Origin of the sequence: Methylobacter svalbardensis, from assembly GCF_037671525.1 — a bacterium.
Classification (GTDB): domain Bacteria; phylum Pseudomonadota; class Gammaproteobacteria; order Methylococcales; family Methylomonadaceae; genus Methylobacter_A; species Methylobacter_A svalbardensis.
This window is the reverse complement of record NZ_JAWPOH010000022.1, coordinates 1-16,665: the sequence shown is the minus strand read 5'-3', so window position 1 is coordinate 16,665 and position 16,665 is coordinate 1. Positions and strand designations below refer to the sequence as shown.

At 45.7% G+C, this 16,665-nt stretch carries 19 protein-coding genes; 14 read left to right on the top strand and 5 right to left on the bottom strand.

Going from position 1 to position 16,665, the window contains the following annotated elements; genetic code table 11:
• The first annotated feature begins 47 nt into the window (after positions 1–47).
• Both nadA and RW114_RS10455 read left to right on the top strand, forming a co-directional pair.
• Entirely contained in the window at positions 48–1,145 is a 1,098-nt protein-coding gene (gene nadA / locus RW114_RS10460; RefSeq protein WP_340122692.1) for a quinolinate synthase NadA, read from the top strand.
• Complete coding sequence (locus tag RW114_RS10455) at positions 1,145–1,489, top strand: hypothetical protein (protein WP_340122691.1); 345 nt, start codon at positions 1,145–1,147, stop codon at positions 1,487–1,489. Before nadA ends, RW114_RS10455 begins: the two co-directional genes overlap by 1 nt.
• Positions 1,490–1,590: 101 nt before the next feature.
• Here the strand turns inward: RW114_RS10455 and RW114_RS10450 are convergent, their stop codons facing one another.
• Positions 1,591–1,722: a hypothetical protein gene (locus tag RW114_RS10450; protein ID WP_340122690.1), complete on the bottom strand. Its 132-nt coding sequence runs from the start codon at positions 1,720–1,722 to the stop codon at positions 1,591–1,593.
• A gap of 265 nt (positions 1,723–1,987) precedes the next feature.
• On the opposite strand from RW114_RS10450, the gene trhP reads away from it, so the two are divergent.
• The 5 genes from trhP to RW114_RS10425 all read left to right on the top strand — a co-directional run bounded on the left by trhP (position 1,988) and on the right by RW114_RS10425 (position 5,885).
• Complete coding sequence (gene trhP / locus RW114_RS10445; RefSeq protein ID WP_340122726.1) at positions 1,988–3,328, top strand: prephenate-dependent tRNA uridine(34) hydroxylase TrhP; 1,341 nt, start codon at positions 1,988–1,990, stop codon at positions 3,326–3,328.
• A 93-nt stretch (positions 3,329–3,421) separates the two neighbouring features.
• A complete protein-coding gene (rraA, locus tag RW114_RS10440; protein ID WP_340122689.1) occupies positions 3,422–3,907 on the top strand; it encodes a ribonuclease E activity regulator RraA in 486 nt (161 codons plus the stop codon).
• 36 nt (positions 3,908–3,943) lie between these two features.
• Complete coding sequence (gene ispH / locus RW114_RS10435; RefSeq protein ID WP_340122688.1) at positions 3,944–4,891, top strand: 4-hydroxy-3-methylbut-2-enyl diphosphate reductase; 948 nt, start codon at positions 3,944–3,946, stop codon at positions 4,889–4,891.
• 242 nt (positions 4,892–5,133) lie between these two features.
• Complete coding sequence (locus RW114_RS10430) at positions 5,134–5,493, top strand: rhodanese-like domain-containing protein (protein ID WP_340122687.1); 360 nt, start codon at positions 5,134–5,136, stop codon at positions 5,491–5,493.
• Positions 5,493–5,885 (top strand): RNA-binding S4 domain-containing protein, encoded by a 393-nt coding sequence (locus tag RW114_RS10425; RefSeq protein WP_340122686.1) that lies wholly within the window; start codon positions 5,493–5,495, stop codon positions 5,883–5,885. The genes RW114_RS10430 and RW114_RS10425 overlap by 1 nt, the downstream gene beginning before the upstream one ends.
• Positions 5,886–6,071: 186 nt before the next feature.
• On the opposite strand, the gene RW114_RS10420 is transcribed toward RW114_RS10425, so the two are convergent.
• The 3 genes from RW114_RS10420 to RW114_RS10410 are packed head-to-tail and all read right to left on the bottom strand — an operon-like array spanning position 6,072 to position 7,007.
• Positions 6,072–6,404 (bottom strand): TusE/DsrC/DsvC family sulfur relay protein, encoded by a 333-nt coding sequence (locus tag RW114_RS10420; protein ID WP_340122685.1) that lies wholly within the window; start codon positions 6,402–6,404, stop codon positions 6,072–6,074.
• Positions 6,395–6,685, bottom strand: coding sequence for a sulfurtransferase complex subunit TusB (gene tusB / locus RW114_RS10415; protein WP_340122684.1), 291 nt, complete (start codon positions 6,683–6,685; stop codon positions 6,395–6,397). The genes RW114_RS10420 and tusB overlap by 10 nt, the downstream gene beginning before the upstream one ends.
• Before the next feature lies 1 nt (position 6,686).
• Positions 6,687–7,007, bottom strand: a complete 321-nt coding sequence (locus RW114_RS10410) for a DMT family transporter (RefSeq protein ID WP_340122683.1) — start codon at positions 7,005–7,007, stop codon at positions 6,687–6,689.
• Positions 7,008–7,209: 202 nt separating this feature from the next.
• On the opposite strand from RW114_RS10410, the gene RW114_RS10405 reads away from it, so the two are divergent.
• Positions 7,210–7,926 (top strand): flagellar brake protein, encoded by a 717-nt coding sequence (locus tag RW114_RS10405; protein WP_340122682.1) that lies wholly within the window; start codon positions 7,210–7,212, stop codon positions 7,924–7,926.
• Between the two features lie 163 nt (positions 7,927–8,089).
• Positions 8,090–9,454, top strand: coding sequence for an exodeoxyribonuclease VII large subunit (gene xseA / locus RW114_RS10400; RefSeq protein WP_340122681.1), 1,365 nt, complete (start codon positions 8,090–8,092; stop codon positions 9,452–9,454).
• Here the strand turns inward: xseA and thpR are convergent.
• Complete coding sequence (gene thpR / locus RW114_RS10395; RefSeq protein WP_340122680.1) at positions 9,441–9,983, bottom strand: RNA 2',3'-cyclic phosphodiesterase; 543 nt, start codon at positions 9,981–9,983, stop codon at positions 9,441–9,443. The genes xseA and thpR overlap by 14 nt on opposite strands.
• 200 nt (positions 9,984–10,183) lie before the next feature.
• Between thpR and RW114_RS10390 the strand changes: the two genes are divergently transcribed.
• From RW114_RS10390 to RW114_RS10370, 5 genes are all read left to right on the top strand, one after another.
• Entirely contained in the window at positions 10,184–11,260 is a 1,077-nt protein-coding gene (locus tag RW114_RS10390) for a DNA cytosine methyltransferase (RefSeq protein ID WP_340122679.1), read from the top strand.
• Positions 11,261–11,287: 27 nt separating this feature from the next.
• Positions 11,288–13,846 (top strand): ATP-binding protein, encoded by a 2,559-nt coding sequence (locus RW114_RS10385; RefSeq protein WP_340122678.1) that lies wholly within the window; start codon positions 11,288–11,290, stop codon positions 13,844–13,846.
• A gap of 17 nt (positions 13,847–13,863) precedes the next feature.
• Positions 13,864–14,247: an ATP-binding protein gene (locus RW114_RS10380; protein ID WP_340122677.1), complete on the top strand. Its 384-nt coding sequence runs from the start codon at positions 13,864–13,866 to the stop codon at positions 14,245–14,247.
• A complete protein-coding gene (locus RW114_RS10375) occupies positions 14,240–15,733 on the top strand; it encodes a response regulator receiver domain (protein ID WP_340122676.1) in 1,494 nt (497 codons plus the stop codon). Before RW114_RS10380 ends, RW114_RS10375 begins: the two co-directional genes overlap by 8 nt.
• A gap of 314 nt (positions 15,734–16,047) precedes the next feature.
• A complete protein-coding gene (locus tag RW114_RS10370; RefSeq protein ID WP_340122675.1) occupies positions 16,048–16,497 on the top strand; it encodes a very short patch repair endonuclease in 450 nt (149 codons plus the stop codon).
• The last annotated feature ends 168 nt before the right edge of the window (positions 16,498–16,665 follow it).

Sequence of the window (16,665 nt, the reverse complement as noted above, 5' to 3'; positions counted from 1 at the left end):
GGTAAACAAATCTTACCGAAGTAATTCTCCCTAGAGGAGTATCATTTATGACTAATACCCCATTTCCGATTCAAGATTATGCCTTACTCAGCGATGAGGAATGCGATGCCCGGATTATCGCCGCCAAAGCCAAACTTGGCCGTCGTTGCGTAGTGCTCGGACATCATTATCAGCGCGATGAAGTGTTCAAACACGCCGATTTTTCCGGTGATTCGCTAAAACTGTCCCGAGATGCGGCGCAATCCGATGCCGAATACATCGTATTTTGCGGCGTGCATTTTATGGCCGAAGTCGCCGATATACTGTCCCGTCCGGAGCAGATTGCAATCTTGCCGGATATGGCGGCAGGCTGTTCGATGGCCGATATGGCTAATTTGATCAAGGTGCAAAAATGCTGGGATGAATTGGCGCAAGTGATCGATGTGGAGACGGAAGTCACGCCGATTACCTATATCAATTCTGCTGCCGACCTTAAAGCCTTTTGCGGCCAGCATGACGGCATCGTCTGCACCTCGTCCAATGCCCAAAAAATATTGGAATGGAGTTTTGCCAAAAAATCGAAAGTGCTGTTTTTTCCTGATCAGCATTTGGGACGCAATACCGGCTATCGTATGGGCATTCCATTGGAAGAGATGGTCACCTGGGATTTTACCAAGACTATGGGCGGCTTGACCGAGGAGCAAATCCGCAATGCCAAAATCATCCTTTGGAACGGTTTTTGTTCGGTGCATCAGGTATTCAAGCCGGAACAGATTGACGAGTTCCTGAAGCGCTTTCCTGAAACCAAAGTCATTTCGCACCCGGAAGCCTCATTTGAAGTGTGCCAAAAATCGGATTATATCGGCTCCACCGAGTACATTTTAAAAACGGTGCGCGAAGCCGAACCCAACACCCGCTGGCTGGTGGCGACGGAACTCAATCTGGTCAACCGCCTGCACGAAGAGTGCAAGGCGCAGGGTAAAAACGTACATTTCATGTCGCCTACCTTGTGCATGTGCTCAACCATGTTCAGGACCGATCCGCAACATTTGGCCTGGGTGCTGGAAAATCTGGCGGCAGGGCAGGTGGTTAACCGGATTTCGGTGCCTGCGGACGTAGCAAAGTACGCCAAAAAAGCGCTGGATAATATGCTGGAGGTAAAATAATGTCAGTCGATTTTAATCGTTTAAAGCATTTTTCCATGACCTATGTGTTTACGGATGGAGAAGATATAGCCTGCGAATATGAGCAAACCGAGCAAAGCCCCGTGGTTGCGCCCGACGGCAACAGCATCAGTTTTAGCTTAACCAATATCGATCAAAACGAAGATAAGGAGCTTTACTCGGTCGTGCTACTAAAAGAGGGCGATGACGAGTTTTATATTAAGTCCGATTATTTTGACGATGCCGACGAGCCTTACCTTCTGGATGTGGAAATTTCCGATGACGATGTAAAATTCATCCTGGAAGGCGAAGATGAAGACATGTATTTATACGGCTTTTTTGAATAAAGTATCGTGACGATGGCGGGTTACTAACCTAAAGAGACATTGTGAGTAGCTGGAGTGCAAGCTCTGCTTGCGAACAGGCAAAGCCTGTACTCCGGGTTTAGTTATTCATCATCTTCTTCATAAGGTTGCGCCTTTACCTTATCAGGAATTTTCGGTATTTTAGCTGAGCGCAACAGCATCAATGCGCTGCCCAAAACAAACAACACTATGACTATAAACAACACTATCCACATCGCATTTCTCCCGTTTTTGGCTTGCCTAAGCCGGTTACGATAGAATACCGCTACCTGGATTATTGACCTACTCAACATCACAAATATGTCTGGAACCAATTTACATTTATCCGAAGGGCGTCAGGCAGGACAGTCTGACGTGACCAATCCGCCGGGAGCGGATTTGCATTTACCCGAAGGGCGCAGGGCAGGACAGCCCTGCGTGACCAATCCGCCGGGAGCGGATTTGCATTTACCCGAAGGGCGCAGGGCAGGACAGCCCTGCGTGAAACAAGTCGAATTACTTTCTCCTGCAGGAACGCTTAAAAACATGCGTTATGCTTTTGCCTACGGCGCCGATGCCGTTTATGCAGGATTACCGCGTTATAGTCTGCGAGTGCGCAACAATGATTTTCTTGAAGATAATTTGGCCAAGGGCATCAATGAGGCGCACCAGCTAGGCAAAAAGTTTTTCCTGGCGACCAATGTGATTCCGCATAATGCCAAGATTAAAACCTTTGTTAAGGATCTTACTCCGATTATTGCGATGCAGCCGGATGCCCTGATTATGGCCGATCCGGGCCTAATTATGATGGCGCGGGAAGCGTGGCCGGATATGCCGATACATCTGTCGGTACAAGCCAATACGGTCAATTATGCGTCGGTCAATTTCTGGAAAAGCATGGGCGTTGAACGGGTCATTTTGTCCCGCGAATTGTCGCTGGATGAAATCGAAGACATTCGCCAGCGCTGCCCTGATACCGAGCTTGAAGTATTCGTCCACGGCGCGTTATGTATCGCTTATTCGGGACGCTGTTTGTTATCCGGGTACTTCAACCATCGCGATCCTAACCAGGGCACTTGCACCAATTCGTGCCGTTGGAAATACGACACCCTGCCTGCCGAAGAAAATGCCGAAGGCGATTACCTGCCTGTTGGCGAAGTGCTGTCCATGTCCGACATCAGCAACGCCAGCTGCGGCGGTGCGGAACGGCACCCGTTGGCCGATAAGGTGTATTTCCTGGAAGAAGAAGGCCGAAAAGGCGAGTTGCTGCCGGTCATGGAAGATGAAAACGGCACCTACATCATGAATTCAAAAGACTTACGGGCCATCGAGCATGTGCAGCGTCTGGTTGAAATCGGAGTGGACAGTCTTAAAATCGAGGGCCGCACCAAGTCGCATTATTATGTGGCACGTACCGCACAAACCTATCGTCAGGCGATTGATGATGCGTTGGCGGGGCGTGCATTTCAGCCTGAACTGATCGGCGTTTTGGAAAACTTGGCCAACCGGGGTTATACCGACGGTTTTTATCAACGCCACCATACCCATGAGCAGCAAAACTATATCACCGGTTATTCCAAAAGCCATCAGCAGCAATTTTGCGGTGAAATCAGAAATTATGATCAGGCAACCGGTCTTGCGACTATTGATGTTAAAAACAAGTTTTCGGTCGGCGACAAGCTGGAATTAATACTGCCGCAAGGCAATCAGGATATTGTCGTCGAACGCATGGAAGGCATGTTCGGGCAAGACATGGAAGAAGCCTCAGGCGGCGGCTATGAAGTGAAAATACCGCTGCCGGAAATTTGCGGCGATAATGGCTTGTTGGCGCGGTATACTTGAGATAGGCGAAGGACGAAAGACAAAAGGCGAAAAAAGCCTTTCGTCCTTAGCCTTTCGCCCTTCGCCGCCTTTTATCCTTTTGAGACTTGAATCATGACCTTTACTACCGCCGATCTTTGCGATGCCCATTCAGCGGAAGACCACTTCCAAATTGCCGAGCCGTTGCTTAAATCTTACGGCGGCCGGACCAGCTTTTACGGCCAAATCACCACGATCAAGGTTTTTGAAGACAATATCTTGATCAAAACGGTTCTGGAAGAAAAAGTCGAAAACCGGGTGTTGGTTGTCGATGGCGGCGGCTCTCACCGTTGTGCTCTATTGGGCGCTGACCTGGCAAGGATCGCCATCGCCAATGGCTGGCAGGGCATTGTCATTCATGGCTGCATCCGCGATTCTGCAAGCATCAAGCAACTTCCTATCGGTATTCTGGCATTGCATACGCATCCGTTAAAAAGCCACAAGAAAGATCATGGCGACCGCGACTTATTGGTTACTTTCGCCGGAATCAATTTCAAACAGAATCATTTTTTATATGCTGATGCCGACGGAATTATCGTATCAGAAACAATGTTGAGTTAGAATAACTCCAAATTAACCTAGTGAAGAAGTCAAGATATGCAAATTGTACTCGCTAACCCCCGTGGATTCTGTGCCGGTGTCGACCGGGCTATCGAAATCGTCGATCAAGCCATTGAGGCTTTCGGCGCGCCCATTTATGTCCGCCACGAAGTTGTTCACAACCGTACGGTTGTCGACGGCCTTAAAGAAAAAGGCGCTATTTTCATTGAAGATTTAACCGATGTGCCGGTCGGTTCTTACCTGATTTTCAGCGCCCATGGCGTATCCAAACAAGTACAAAAGGAAGCCAAGGAACGCGATTTAACGGTTTTTGACGCTACCTGTCCCTTGGTCACCAAGGTTCATTTACAGGTCGCCAAACATGCCAAAGAGGATCGTGAAGTTATCCTGATCGGACATGCCGGACATCCGGAAGTTGAAGGCACCATGGGACAATATGAACGCTGTACTGAAAACGGCGGCATCTATCTGGTAGAAACGCCGGACGACGTTAAAAACCTGGTGGTAAAAAACCCGGATGATCTGGCTTATGTGACTCAGACTACCTTGTCGATGACCGACACCAAGATCATGGTCGACGCCTTAAGAGCGCGCTTTAAAGGCATACAGGAACAGAAAAAAGACGACATCTGCTACGCCACACAAAACCGACAGGATGCGGTTTTTGAACTGGCCAAAACGGCGGATATTATCCTGGTAGTCGGTTCGCCGAACAGTTCCAATTCCAACCGTTTACGTGAAATTGCACAACAGCTGGGTAAGATGTCCTATCTGATCGATACCGCAAAAGATATGCAGCAAAACTGGTTCGACGGCATTGCCGTGGTCGGCGTTACCGCCGGAGCCTCTGCGCCGGAAGTTCTGGTTCAGGAAGTTATCAATCAGTTAAAGCAATGGGGTGGACAATCGACTATTGAGATTCAAGGTATAGAAGAAAAAGTGGTGTTTTCTTTGCCTAGAGAATTAAAAAAACACATCAATTAACATTCCCTATTACGGGGTGACTACTTCAGTGATCGCCCCGGCTTTCTTTTTGCATTTGTGACTCCGGCACTGTGCTCATCCAGCCGTAGGTTGTTAAAATAAAGACAAAAACTATTTTTTTTATCTAAAATAGCCCTCGCTGTAAAACCAATCTTAACGCTAAGAATGAAAAGGCCTCAAATATCCTATAAAAACTAACTCTTAGTTATTACTAACATGAATTTATTTTCTCAGAGATGATTATGACACTTACTGCAATGGATCTTGTCGCTCAAGCCAAACAAAATATCGTTGAAATCGATATTGATGCTGCAAAAAGTTCCCTGGAAACAAGCCTGATCCTGGATGTCAGGGAGCCTGCTGAATATGCCGCAGGTCACTTGCCTGGAGCGTTCAACATACCTCGAGGCGTATTGGAATTCAAGATAGGCTCGCATCCTGACTTTCAGGATAAACAAGACGCCCACATCATCGTTTATTGTCAGTCCGGCGGCCGCTCCGCCTTGGCAACCGAGGTATTAAGCAAAATGGGCTTTAACAATGTCGTCAGCATGGCTGGGGGATTTAAGGCCTGGACTGACAACGGCAATGAAGTCGTCTAGTGTCTGAGCTGGAAGCTATCCGTCTGGATAAATGGTTATGGACTGCGCGTTTTTTTAAAACGCGCAAATTGGCCGCTGAGGCTATTGCCGGCGGTAAAGTTCATGTTAATGACCAGCGCAGCAAACCCGGAAAAGAAGTCAAAATCGGCGCGATGCTTTCCATCAGTAAAGACAATTATCGCTGGGACATCACGATAATCGCTATTAACGGTCAACGGCGCTCGGCTAAAGAGGCGGTTTTGCTCTATCAGGAAAGCGCCGAAAGCCTTGCCAAACGTGAGCAACAAGTCATACAGAACCGTGAGCAGCGGGAGTTGTTCGACTTTAGCGGCAGGGAGCATAAGCCGAATAAAAAGGAACGGCGTCTGATTCACCAGTTTAAGCAAGGCTAGGATTAACCTAAAAACCGCAGCTTATCCACGAAAAACACGAAAGACACGAAATAAATCAGTACGTTGTATTGACTTGGCTATTCACCCTTTGGGTGACGGCCTACAGTTTGGCATCTCTTTGAAAATTTTCGTGCTTTTTGTGTTTTTCGTGGACGAAATGATTTTTCTAGAATTAAGCGCATAGCGCTACAAGCAGGTGGGCGGCTTAGGCAAACCGGCCAGCTTGCAGGCGTATTTTAAAGGGCCGTCCGGAAATAATTTATGCAAATAACGACTGTTGCCCTTAGTCTCGCCTAATGCCTTGGCAATCGCTTTGGTAAAAACCCGCGCATTGGGCAAATGTTTAAATTGCTGATAATAACGTCGAATAAATACAATAATTTCCCAATGTTCATCGCTCAGCTTGATATGGTTCAATGCCGCCAGTTGCTCTGCAACATTTTCATTCCAGTCCGCCTGATTCACCAAAAAACCCTGGTCTGTTGTCTCCAGGCGCAAATGATGATCCATCACGTCCATGACTGAATAACCGGGTTATTAACCGTCAATTCAACCAGTTCGGCATAATTTATCACTTCGATTCCTTTAACTAACTCATCGGCAATGATTCCGCGCACGGTAATGTCATCTGACAGCACACAAAGGCGATTACTGCTAAGTTGTTTGCTTAACGCATCGCTTATGTTGCTATGTTGATATACCCGCAGAACTGCGTTTTCAAGAAATACCACAACATCGCCGGAATCGATACGCTCCAAGACCGCAGTTTCAATCGGCGACTGAAAAATAAGGTGCAGCACGTTAAGCGTTGTCCGTTAATTTAAGACCGATAATGCCAGCAACGACCAGCGTAATTGACAATAAGCGATACCAGTCGGAAGACTCTTTAAAAAGGAAAATGCCTAACACTGCCACGCCGACTGCGCCCATGCCCGTCCAAACGGCATAAGCCGTTCCCAATGGCAAAGTTTTAATGGACACTATCAATAAATAAAAACTACAACCGCCGGAAGCCATCGTTATGATGCTGGGCCAGAGCTTGGTAAAGCCTTGGTTATATTTAAGACTTAAAGCGAATATTATTTCCGCAAATCCTGCAGAAAATAAAAGAAACCACGCCACGAACACCCCTTTCCTTTGTGCCTGAATACTAAATATTCTACAATACACTAAATTTAACCGCATTTTAAAAAAAATCGTTATCAGCAATGAAAGACCAGGTTTCCCTAGTGATAATGACTTTTCTGATCGCCATAAGTTTTCGTTAAAAAGAAAATAAATTCATGATTTTCGATGATGGCTTTAATAAATATTCAAAGCGACAATGAACAACATATCATCTTTTTCGGTTAAAAATACCAAACAAATAATTCATCATTTAACACTATTATTAAAAAGCAGATGTCTGTTAAGCGCTCGTTTTGGGGCGAATAGTGAATTCTATATCACTACATTGCTTGGAATCGATGGGAAAAACAATGCCGTAATTTTAGACTCCGGATCTAAAGAAGATTTAAATCAACGTCTACTTAATGCCGGTAAGGTTGCATTCGATGCGGATTATAACGGCATTAAAGTTTCTTTTGCCGGAACTGAGTTGAAACAAATCACCCATAATGGAGAGTCGGCATTCAGTATGCCTATTCCTAAATCGCTTTATTGGATGCAACGTAGAGAGTATTACAGGGTAAAATTGCCGCTTTCAAAACCCAGTTATTGCCAATTAATACGAGACGATAGGGATCCCGTTAACCTTAAGTTATACGATATCAGTCTTACCGGTTTTGCAATGCTTAATGTATCAAAAGATATTTCTGAGTTAATGATCCCCGGTAAAACCATGACACAATGTAAGCTTATTCTTTCGGAAGCGGGTGAGGGCATGATTTCTTTTGAGATTTGTGCCAAGTACATAATCAACCCTGACAAATTACAAAAGATTCAAAAAATAGGCTGCAAGTTTATCAATCTAGCGCGTCCGGTTGAAGAGATTATTCAGCGTTATATGCAGCAGATTCAACGAGAAAACTTACAGAAATAATGATTGAATGACGGTAATAGCCTTCATCGGATTTTACCTGAATGATGCCTTCTATTTGAGTCAACCGTCCAACGCTATATCAATCAGCTTCAACGAGAAAGCATGCAAAAATGAGTGATAAGCGGCTTACTCTAACAAACATACCCTCAACTCGCGTAAAACCATGGTTATAACCCCCACTTCGACTGCTATACAGCGCAATATCATCACCGTTACCCAACTTAACCGTGAAACCAGTCAATTGCTTGCCGAGCATTTCCTGTCTGTGCTGGTTGAGGGAGAGCTTTCCAACACGGCACAACCCTCTTCAGGGCATCTGTATTTTACGCTGAAGGATGCTAACGCCCAGGTACGTTGCGCGATGTTTCGCACCCAGCAGCGGCGGTTGGCGTTTAAACCGGAAAACGGCAAACAGGTCATCGTCAGGGCGCAAGTCAGCCTGTACGAACCCAGAGGCGATTACCAGCTGATCGTCGAGCATATTGAGGAAGCCGGCGATGGCGCTTTGCGCAGGGCGTTTGATGCGTTAAAGCTGAAACTGTCGGAACAAGGACTGTTCGATGCCGCGCACAAACAAAGTCTGCCCACGCTGCCCAAAGCCATCGGCGTCATTACTTCACCGTCAGGCGCGGCCATCAGGGACATACTGACCGTGTTGCAACGACGTTTTGCGGCGATACCGGTGATTGTTTACCCGGTTGCGGTGCAGGGCGACAACGCCAAACATGAAATTGCCAGGGCGATTGCCATCGCCAATCGACATAAGCAATGCGACGTCATCATACTCGGACGGGGCGGCGGGTCGCTGGAAGATCTTTGGGCGTTCAATGAAGAGCAGGTTGCCCGAGCCATTTTTGCCAGCGAAATTCCGATCATTTCAGCGGTCGGGCACGAAACCGATTTCACCATTGCCGATTTTGTCGCCGACCTGCGTGCGGCAACGCCCTCGGCCGCCGCGGAACACGCCAGCCCCGATCAACAGCAATGGCTGTCCCGATTCGTCTATCTGGAATCGCGGCTGCAACAACAGATGCAACGCAAGTTGAACCAAAAACAGCAGACCCTGGACTGGCTGAGCCAGCGGCTGCAACAGCAACATCCCGGTCAGAAACTGGCAAGAAATGCGCGGCGCATGGATGAGCTTGAGGCCAGGCTCAAGCAGGCCGTACACATCAGACTCCGTCATCTGGCCGGCAGTGTTGAGGCAAAAGCCGCCCAATTATGGCAACATAATCCTGCGGTAATCATCAACAGCCATAAGCAACGGCAAGAGTATTTGAGTAAGCGCCTGCTTGCCGCAACCGCGCATAAGCTGGAGCAGTTTAATCAGCGTTTGTTAAATTCCAGCCAGACCCTGCATGCGGTCAGCCCCCTGGCGACGTTAAACCGGGGTTACGCGATGGCAATCAATCCGTCTACCGGGGCAATCATCCGCTCTACCGAACAAATCAGCGTCGGCGATATGGTTCAAACCCGTCTCGCCCAAGGCCGGTTCACCAGCCAGATTAAAATCATTAACCGGGATTAGCGGCAGGTTTGATAAAAGGCCATTGCTGTATCACCCTGTAACAGACGCCATCCGGTTCGCTACAGGATTCAACCAGGCAAAACGCTGCCGCGCGCCAGATGATAGGTTCAAACTTCGCGTCCGGCAAATACCGGGCATGCCGGGCCAGGGTAATATGCGGGGTATAAGGCCGGGTATCCGTTTGCAAACCGCAGTTTGCTGCCGTTGCCGCCAATGCGGATGTCAATAACACCGCCACTTCCGGGGCAGGTTGCAGGCAGGTCAGGCATAAAATCTTAGGCTTACTCCAGTAACTTAAGCTGTCAAAGGTTAACGAAAAAGGTTGGGCGGTAATGCCGGCGACGGACTGTTTAATCGATAACGCGGCATCTTTGTCAACGTGCCCCAGAAACACCAAGGTCACATGGAGATTGTGCGGTTGCACCCATTTGAACTCTTTAGCCGGAATGGATCGATCCAGGCGTGTCAAGGCTTGCCGGGTTTCATCGTCAGGCCATAAGGCGAAAAACAATCTTGAAGTATTGGACATGGATTTAAAATAGGGTTGGATGAATAAACCTTGTTTATCGAGAAACTCATAGAATGGCTACAGTGAGGATCGCCGAAAGAGAAGCAGGATACAGTCGCATAGTTGTATTGAAATTGGGATGATGTTTGGAAAATGGTACGCGATGCGTTACTCTACATGACTTAATGCAAGAGCTCTGTAAGTAACAAGTAATAAGTTTTATGAAGGAAAATCGTCCGAATTGTATAGATTTATTTGCGGGAACAGGGGGATTTTCATTGGCAGCAAAAAATGTTGGTTTCAACGTATCCGCTGCTATTGAAATAAACAACCACGCTTGTGAAACGTACCGACAAAATCTTATCAAAGACAATTCAACAAAGCTATATCAAAAAAATATACTTGAGCTGGCACCTGAAGAAATTAGGCATGCTCATTTTATAGATGGAACTTGCGACATTGTCTTAGGTGGCCCACCTTGTCAGGGATTTTCCGTCCATAGAATTAAGGATGCAGGTATCGATGACCCCCGTAACAAACTTATTCTGCGTTATTTTGAATATGTTGCCGTCTTGAAGCCGAAAGTTTTTCTAATGGAAAATGTACCAGGCATATTGTGGCCCAGACATAAGAAATTTTTAGACGCATTTTATGCAGAAGGGAAAAAAGCCGGATACCAGTTGATGCAGCCGGTGACTCTTGATGCCAGAGATTATGGTTTGCCGCAAAGAAGAAAAAGAGTATTCATACTAGGCATAAGATCCGACATTGAATTTAATTCAGTATGGCCGCCGGCAGCTACGCACGGCATCGAAAAAGAAATAGAAAAAAATCCATCGTTGCATCCTTGGGTACCGGCAACTGAAGTGTTTAAAAATCCTGTTCCTGACGATGATGAAAATAACATCCACATGAATCACTCCGCCAATTTAATTGAAGTATTCAAATCTACGCCTTTAAATGGCGGCAGTCGTCGAGATTCCAATCGTGTTTTGCCGTGTCACGAAAAACATAATGGACATAAGGATGTTTACGGTAGAATTGATCCGACACAATCCGGTCCAACGATGACCACAGCCTGTATCAATCCATCCAAAGGCAGATTTGTACATCCAATCGAACATCATGGTATTACCTTACGTCAGGCCGCGCGTTTTCAAACCTTTCCAGATTGGTTCGTGTTTAAGGGTGGGCTTATCGCCGCCGGTGAACAAATCGGTAATGCCGTCCCGGTAAAACTCGGTGAAGTGTTATTACGCACTATTGCGGAAGGCCTAAACTTTAAGCTCGATAAATAGCATCCCAAAGATAAAGCAGGAAGCACCATGATTGAAACCGCAGCATTTAAAACCCGAGCCAGAACCATAGACCATCTCGGTCGCGAGCAGATTGCCGATTGCCCGACCGCCGTTTCCGAGCTATGGAAAAACGCCTACGACGCTTACGCGCGAGACGTTGCGTTGCACATTTTCGACGGCGAAGTACCGATTGCCGCGATAGTCGACGACGGCCACGGCATGAGTCGGGAAGAATTTATCGAAAAATGGCTAGTGGTCGGTACCGAGTCCAAAGCCTCCAGTACAGTAACGCCAGACTCAGATCGTAACGGTCTGCCGTTTCGTCCAAAGCAGGGGCAAAAAGGCATAGGCCGACTATCCTCAGCTAACCTGGGATCGTTGCTGCTGCTGATTTCAAAAAGAATAGACCAGCCATTTGTTGCCGCATTAATCGATTGGCGGCTATTTGAAAATCCATTTCTCTATCTGCAAGACATCGAAATTCCAATAATTGAATTTTTCGACAAAGACGAATTACTTGAGCAATTGCCGGTAATGTTTGACCGATTAATGGGAAATCTGTGGGGTGACAGTCGTGACTTGGCAAGAGACCAACGGATTAAAGCAGCTTGGGTAAGTTTCGATCAATTGGAAAAGTCAGAGGATAAGCCGCTGACTCGGGAAGCAATTGAGCAAGTGCTTATTGCTGCGGTTTTTGAAACGAGACATCTGCAGCAATGGCCAGTTTGGAACAGTACAAAAACACACGGTACGGCACTGCTGATCGGGAATATTTCTTTCGATTTGGAAGCGCAACTGGATGGTCGAGGCATAGACAGTGCCGGAATGCAGGCAAAAAATCGGTTACATCAAACATTATCAAATTTCACTGATCCTTTCGTTGATCATGAAGAAGCTAAAGAAGGCTATGCAGCAGAAAACTTTCATTACTCAGTTACTACTTGGGATGGTGCTTTATGTAATCAGATTATTGCAAATGAACGCGAATTTGATCTAAATAAACTTGAGAGTTTAGAGCATGTCTTAGATGGGCATGTTGATGAAATGGGGGATTTTAGAGGACGTGTTAAAGTTCTTGGCAAATGGCAAGACGGTGAAATTATCATTATTTCTAATGCAAAGACTCCCCAACGAGCTAATTCAAAAGTTGGGCCTTTTCGCATACGTTTAGGCACATTCGAGCAAATAGCAGCAAGTTCATCTCATCCACCTGAAATACACACTAAATACGATGAGCAAATGAAAAAATACGCTGGCTTAATGATCTATAGAAATGGTCTACGAGTTTTACCATTTGGTCGAGAAGATAATGATTATTTTGAAATTGAACATAGACGTTCGAGACATGCAGGACGTGAATTTTGGTCAAACCGTCGGTTATTTGGGCGCGTAGCATTGAGGCGTGATGAAAACCCGAATCTAAGGGATAAGGCTGGTAGAGAAGGCATTATCGATAACACTGCGGCTAAAGTATTTAGGGATATAGTGGAAAACATCCTGAAGACTTCTTCTCGTCGTTTCTTTAGCTTAGAAACGGGGGTTCGAGGTACATTGTTGCCTGAAGTAAAAGAAATGCGAGCCAAAGAAAAAGCCGACGAAGCTCAAAAAAAAATTAAATCCCGCAAGCGTAAAGAATTTCGTAAAAACTTACAGGATTTCTCTCCCAAACTGCGTAAATCATTGAACGCACTTCAACAACTCGTAGAACATGTTCGGCTTGAGCTACCGGACGATGCAACTGAAATTCTGGCACTCAGAGAACAGGTATCCAGCTTAAAAAATGATGTTCGAGAATTGTCTTTAGGACCGCTGCCAAATTCTTTGGGCACGTTGGAAGATGCATACAAGGATTATCGCCGCGATAGTCGGGAAGTCGCCGAATTGTGTGTGCAGTTGAATGACTCGTTGATTAAAAAACTGGAAATCTTAAAGCCTAAATCGCCGACGGAAACCGCGTATTCTGAATTGAATCGTAACGCCGCATTTCTGCACAATCGATTACGCAAATGGGCACAGGAAGCTAGGGACATTCTCAATTCGGAAATCCAACGCATTAACCAGCTTACCGATGAACGAAACAAAAGCTATCACCTTGAAATGTTGCCGCGTCTGGATGATCTGGAACATCAACGCATCTCGATGACTCAAGTGCTTGACGAACTCGATAGGGAGCGGGATCGTCAGGATCGGAAAAATGCCGAGATCTTTGAGCCATATATTTCAGTTTTGAAAAGTCTACAGGAAAGTATCGATATTGAATCGATGATCAGCTTTACGTTGGAAGAGTCGACAGTGTTGAACAAGAAGCTTGAAGAATTGAATTTGCTGGCTCAACTCGGCATTACCGTCGAATTTATCGGTCATGAAATCGAAGGCTTAGATATGACGATTTCCCGAGGGTTGCGCGAAATGCCAGATCAAATCAAAGCTACAGAGGCCTATGAAGCCGTCAAAACGGCGTATGAGGCATTGACGGATAGACTGCGCTTTTTATCACCGTTGAAATTGTCGGGAGAAAAAACAAAACATGGCTCACCGGCAATAAGCTTATTGAATATATTCAGTGCTTTATGGGCGACAACTTAACACACAGGAACATCATTTTGGACGCAACACCGGCATTCAAAAACTTCAGCATCTACGAACAGCCGGCACGTATCTATCCGGTATTCATCAATTTGGTCAACAACGCCGCTTATTGGGTCTGTCAGACTGCTGAGGACTCGAAAAGGATATTACTGGACATTGTCGACGGCAAGGTTGTTATAGCCGATGACGGGCCAGGCATAGAAGAAGATGATCTTAAACACCTGTTTACCTTGTTTTTTACCCGCAAGCTTCGTGGCGGACGTGGTGTCGGGCTTTATCTGTGCCGAGCTAATTTAGCGGCAGGCGGACATACCATTGATTACATTAAAGACGGGGATCTGAAAAGGTTGCCGGGTGCAAATTTCATAATCGATTTTAAAGGAGCTAAATATGAATAATTCTGTCGCGGCAAAACCGATTGAATATCGCGACCTGATTAAGGAAGTTTATATAGACCCGATTCGCACCGTGGTTGTAATCGATGATGAGTTTCCCTCATTGGATGGCTTGATTGCAGAAAAATGGTATGAAGAAAACGGGAAGTGCGGGACAAAGGAAGATGCCGATAAAGTTAGAGATATTCTGGCTGCCTGTAGACATAAAGACCGACGTTGGCTGGTAGACGTTCATGATGGGAAGAAGATTTCGACGGATGATGATCAGTGCATCGCGTCTCACTTACATCAAAGTGATTTAATGATTCTGGATTATCATCTTGATGGCAATGAAGGCAGCGGAGATAAAGCGATAGCTATCCTTAGGGAGTTGGCGACTAACGATCATTTCAATATGGTTATCGTTTATACGAAAGGTTACGGAAATGACGCTGGTGACCTTGACTGTGTCATAAGGGAAATTGCATTAGGCCTTACGTCAAACAAATCGGGTCTGGTACTAAATCATCAAAGTTTAAACAAGGTGACCGAATATCTTGAGGAATGGGAGGATGAAGAGGAAGGAATTACGGATAAGTTAAAAGCAACGATTGACGAGAATGCCTACTTAGCTGTAAATCATCAACTTAAGATTGACTGGAAAAAAATAGAAAAAACACCTGAATTTCAAGAAGCTGTTTTATTATTTGAGAGTAATCCGAATAAACCGTCTAAATTTAAAAATTCATTATTTCTACGTTGGTTAGTTCATGAGCAACAAAAGAAATTAGAAAGCAAGTTGTCGTCGAACAATCTGGGGCATGTCGGCTTTCGCTATTCCGAAAACGGCATCAACTGGATAAGAACCAGTCGCTTATTTATAACCGTTATCCATAAAGAACAAAACACCCCCGATTCATTGCCGGATAAATTGGTTGAAGCGCTCAATCACTGGCAACCCGAACCTCATCGGCTACTAATGGCAAAAATGAGAGCTGCTCTTGACACACGGGGAGCTCTGGCGGAAGAGGAGGTATTGGATAACCCTTGCTTACAGGCGGCTTGGTTTGAAGAACTGCTGATTGAGGACGCATCACAAAGAAAACTAAACGTTAACAAAACTATTGAAAGGCATTGGGAAGGTCTGGGCGATTCGGTTCAAGCTGAAGTTGCCAGCTTTACATCCAAAATGACTGACTATCTTTGTGACCTTGATCCCGTCGAAGCATACAAAATCCATTGTCCTGATGGCTCTAACAGCAACAAAACCGAAAATCTAGCTGCAGCGAACTGCTACCACTGTACTAAAGCCATCGAGGGAAACCATCTGACAACTGGGCATGTTTTAAAAATAGGTGCCGAATTTTGGCTTTGTCTTTCTCCCGCCTGCGATTTGGAGCCTGGGCAAGAAAAAGGTTGGTTGAAAAGCCTTAAACCAAACATGCCGTTTAAGGCTGTGCAGTTACATAATGCTGATATTGAAAATGCATTAAAGAATGTAAATTACTGAAACCATCTTTTTCTAAAAATAGATTCAAAGATAAAGGCACTCAGTTTTTTGCCGGGCAATTCGGAATTCTCATATCCAAGATGGGAGCAAATGTTCGCGGCTCGTCAAGGACTATTTGATGACGAAAAGAATATCAGTCTCCGAAGGGTTGTCTCCGATCAAGAACAATTAGTTGTGCTTGAGATTTCTTCACAAGTAGTTGCTCATCTTCGCTACGAATATGCGCTGAATCTTTTACAGCGGCTGGGTGTTTCCCTTTCGAGAGTTGGGCTTGATTTCCAGTGTTTGCCGAATGAGGCTTAACAATTCAATAAATGGACAAGCTTAACCCTGTACAACGTTCCAAAAACATGGCGGCAGTGCAAGGAAAGAACACCACGCCGGAAATCCGTGTTAGACGAATGCTGAATAAAATGGGGTACCGTTTTCGATTGCATCGAAAGGATTTAGCTGGAAAGCCTGACATTGTTCTCCCTAGGTTTCGTCTTTGTATTTTTGTCCACGGATGTTTTTGGCATCAACATCCTGGATGTAAACGCGCAACGATACCCGAATTCAACCACGAATTTTGGGTAAAAAAATTCCAAGGAACAATGGAAAGAGATGAGCATGCGGAAAAAGAGCTCCGCCAGCAAGGATGGAATGTTTGTATTATTTGGGAATGCGAAACAAAAAAGGAGGAACTTCTTATTAGAACTATTCGAAGATGTATAGGTTCTATCACGTCCCTGTATTCTGGATTCCGGCAATCCATGCCGGAATGACGGTTGTAGGTACATATGTCCGACCGGAGGTTGGGCAGCGGCTAGTACTCAGTCATTCTTGTAATGTCGGATAAAGTTTCTTCAACTTTACCCGAGCGTCCTCATTAGTAAAGCGCCATTCCATAGGTCGAACAATAGCATTTCTTTTTTCTTGCCATGCTGCGATTT

Coding starts and splice junctions, on each gene's coding strand:
- nadA (WP_340122692.1), top strand. CDS start 48: ATGACTAATACCCCATTTCCGATTCAAGATTATGCCTTACTCAGCGAT.
- RW114_RS10455 (WP_340122691.1), top strand. CDS start 1,145: ATGTCAGTCGATTTTAATCGTTTAAAGCATTTTTCCATGACCTATGTG.
- RW114_RS10450 (WP_340122690.1), bottom strand. CDS start 1,722: ATGTGGATAGTGTTGTTTATAGTCATAGTGTTGTTTGTTTTGGGCAGC.
- rraA (WP_340122689.1), top strand. CDS start 3,422: ATGACCTTTACTACCGCCGATCTTTGCGATGCCCATTCAGCGGAAGAC.
- ispH (WP_340122688.1), top strand. CDS start 3,944: ATGCAAATTGTACTCGCTAACCCCCGTGGATTCTGTGCCGGTGTCGAC.
- RW114_RS10430 (WP_340122687.1), top strand. CDS start 5,134: ATGACACTTACTGCAATGGATCTTGTCGCTCAAGCCAAACAAAATATC.
- RW114_RS10420 (WP_340122685.1), bottom strand. CDS start 6,404: ATGGACGTGATGGATCATCATTTGCGCCTGGAGACAACAGACCAGGGT.
- RW114_RS10405 (WP_340122682.1), top strand. CDS start 7,210: ATGAACAACATATCATCTTTTTCGGTTAAAAATACCAAACAAATAATT.
- xseA (WP_340122681.1), top strand. CDS start 8,090: ATGGTTATAACCCCCACTTCGACTGCTATACAGCGCAATATCATCACC.
- thpR (WP_340122680.1), bottom strand. CDS start 9,983: ATGTCCAATACTTCAAGATTGTTTTTCGCCTTATGGCCTGACGATGAA.
- RW114_RS10390 (WP_340122679.1), top strand. CDS start 10,184: ATGAAGGAAAATCGTCCGAATTGTATAGATTTATTTGCGGGAACAGGG.
- RW114_RS10385 (WP_340122678.1), top strand. CDS start 11,288: ATGATTGAAACCGCAGCATTTAAAACCCGAGCCAGAACCATAGACCAT.
- RW114_RS10375 (WP_340122676.1), top strand. CDS start 14,240: ATGAATAATTCTGTCGCGGCAAAACCGATTGAATATCGCGACCTGATT.
- RW114_RS10370 (WP_340122675.1), top strand. CDS start 16,048: ATGGACAAGCTTAACCCTGTACAACGTTCCAAAAACATGGCGGCAGTG.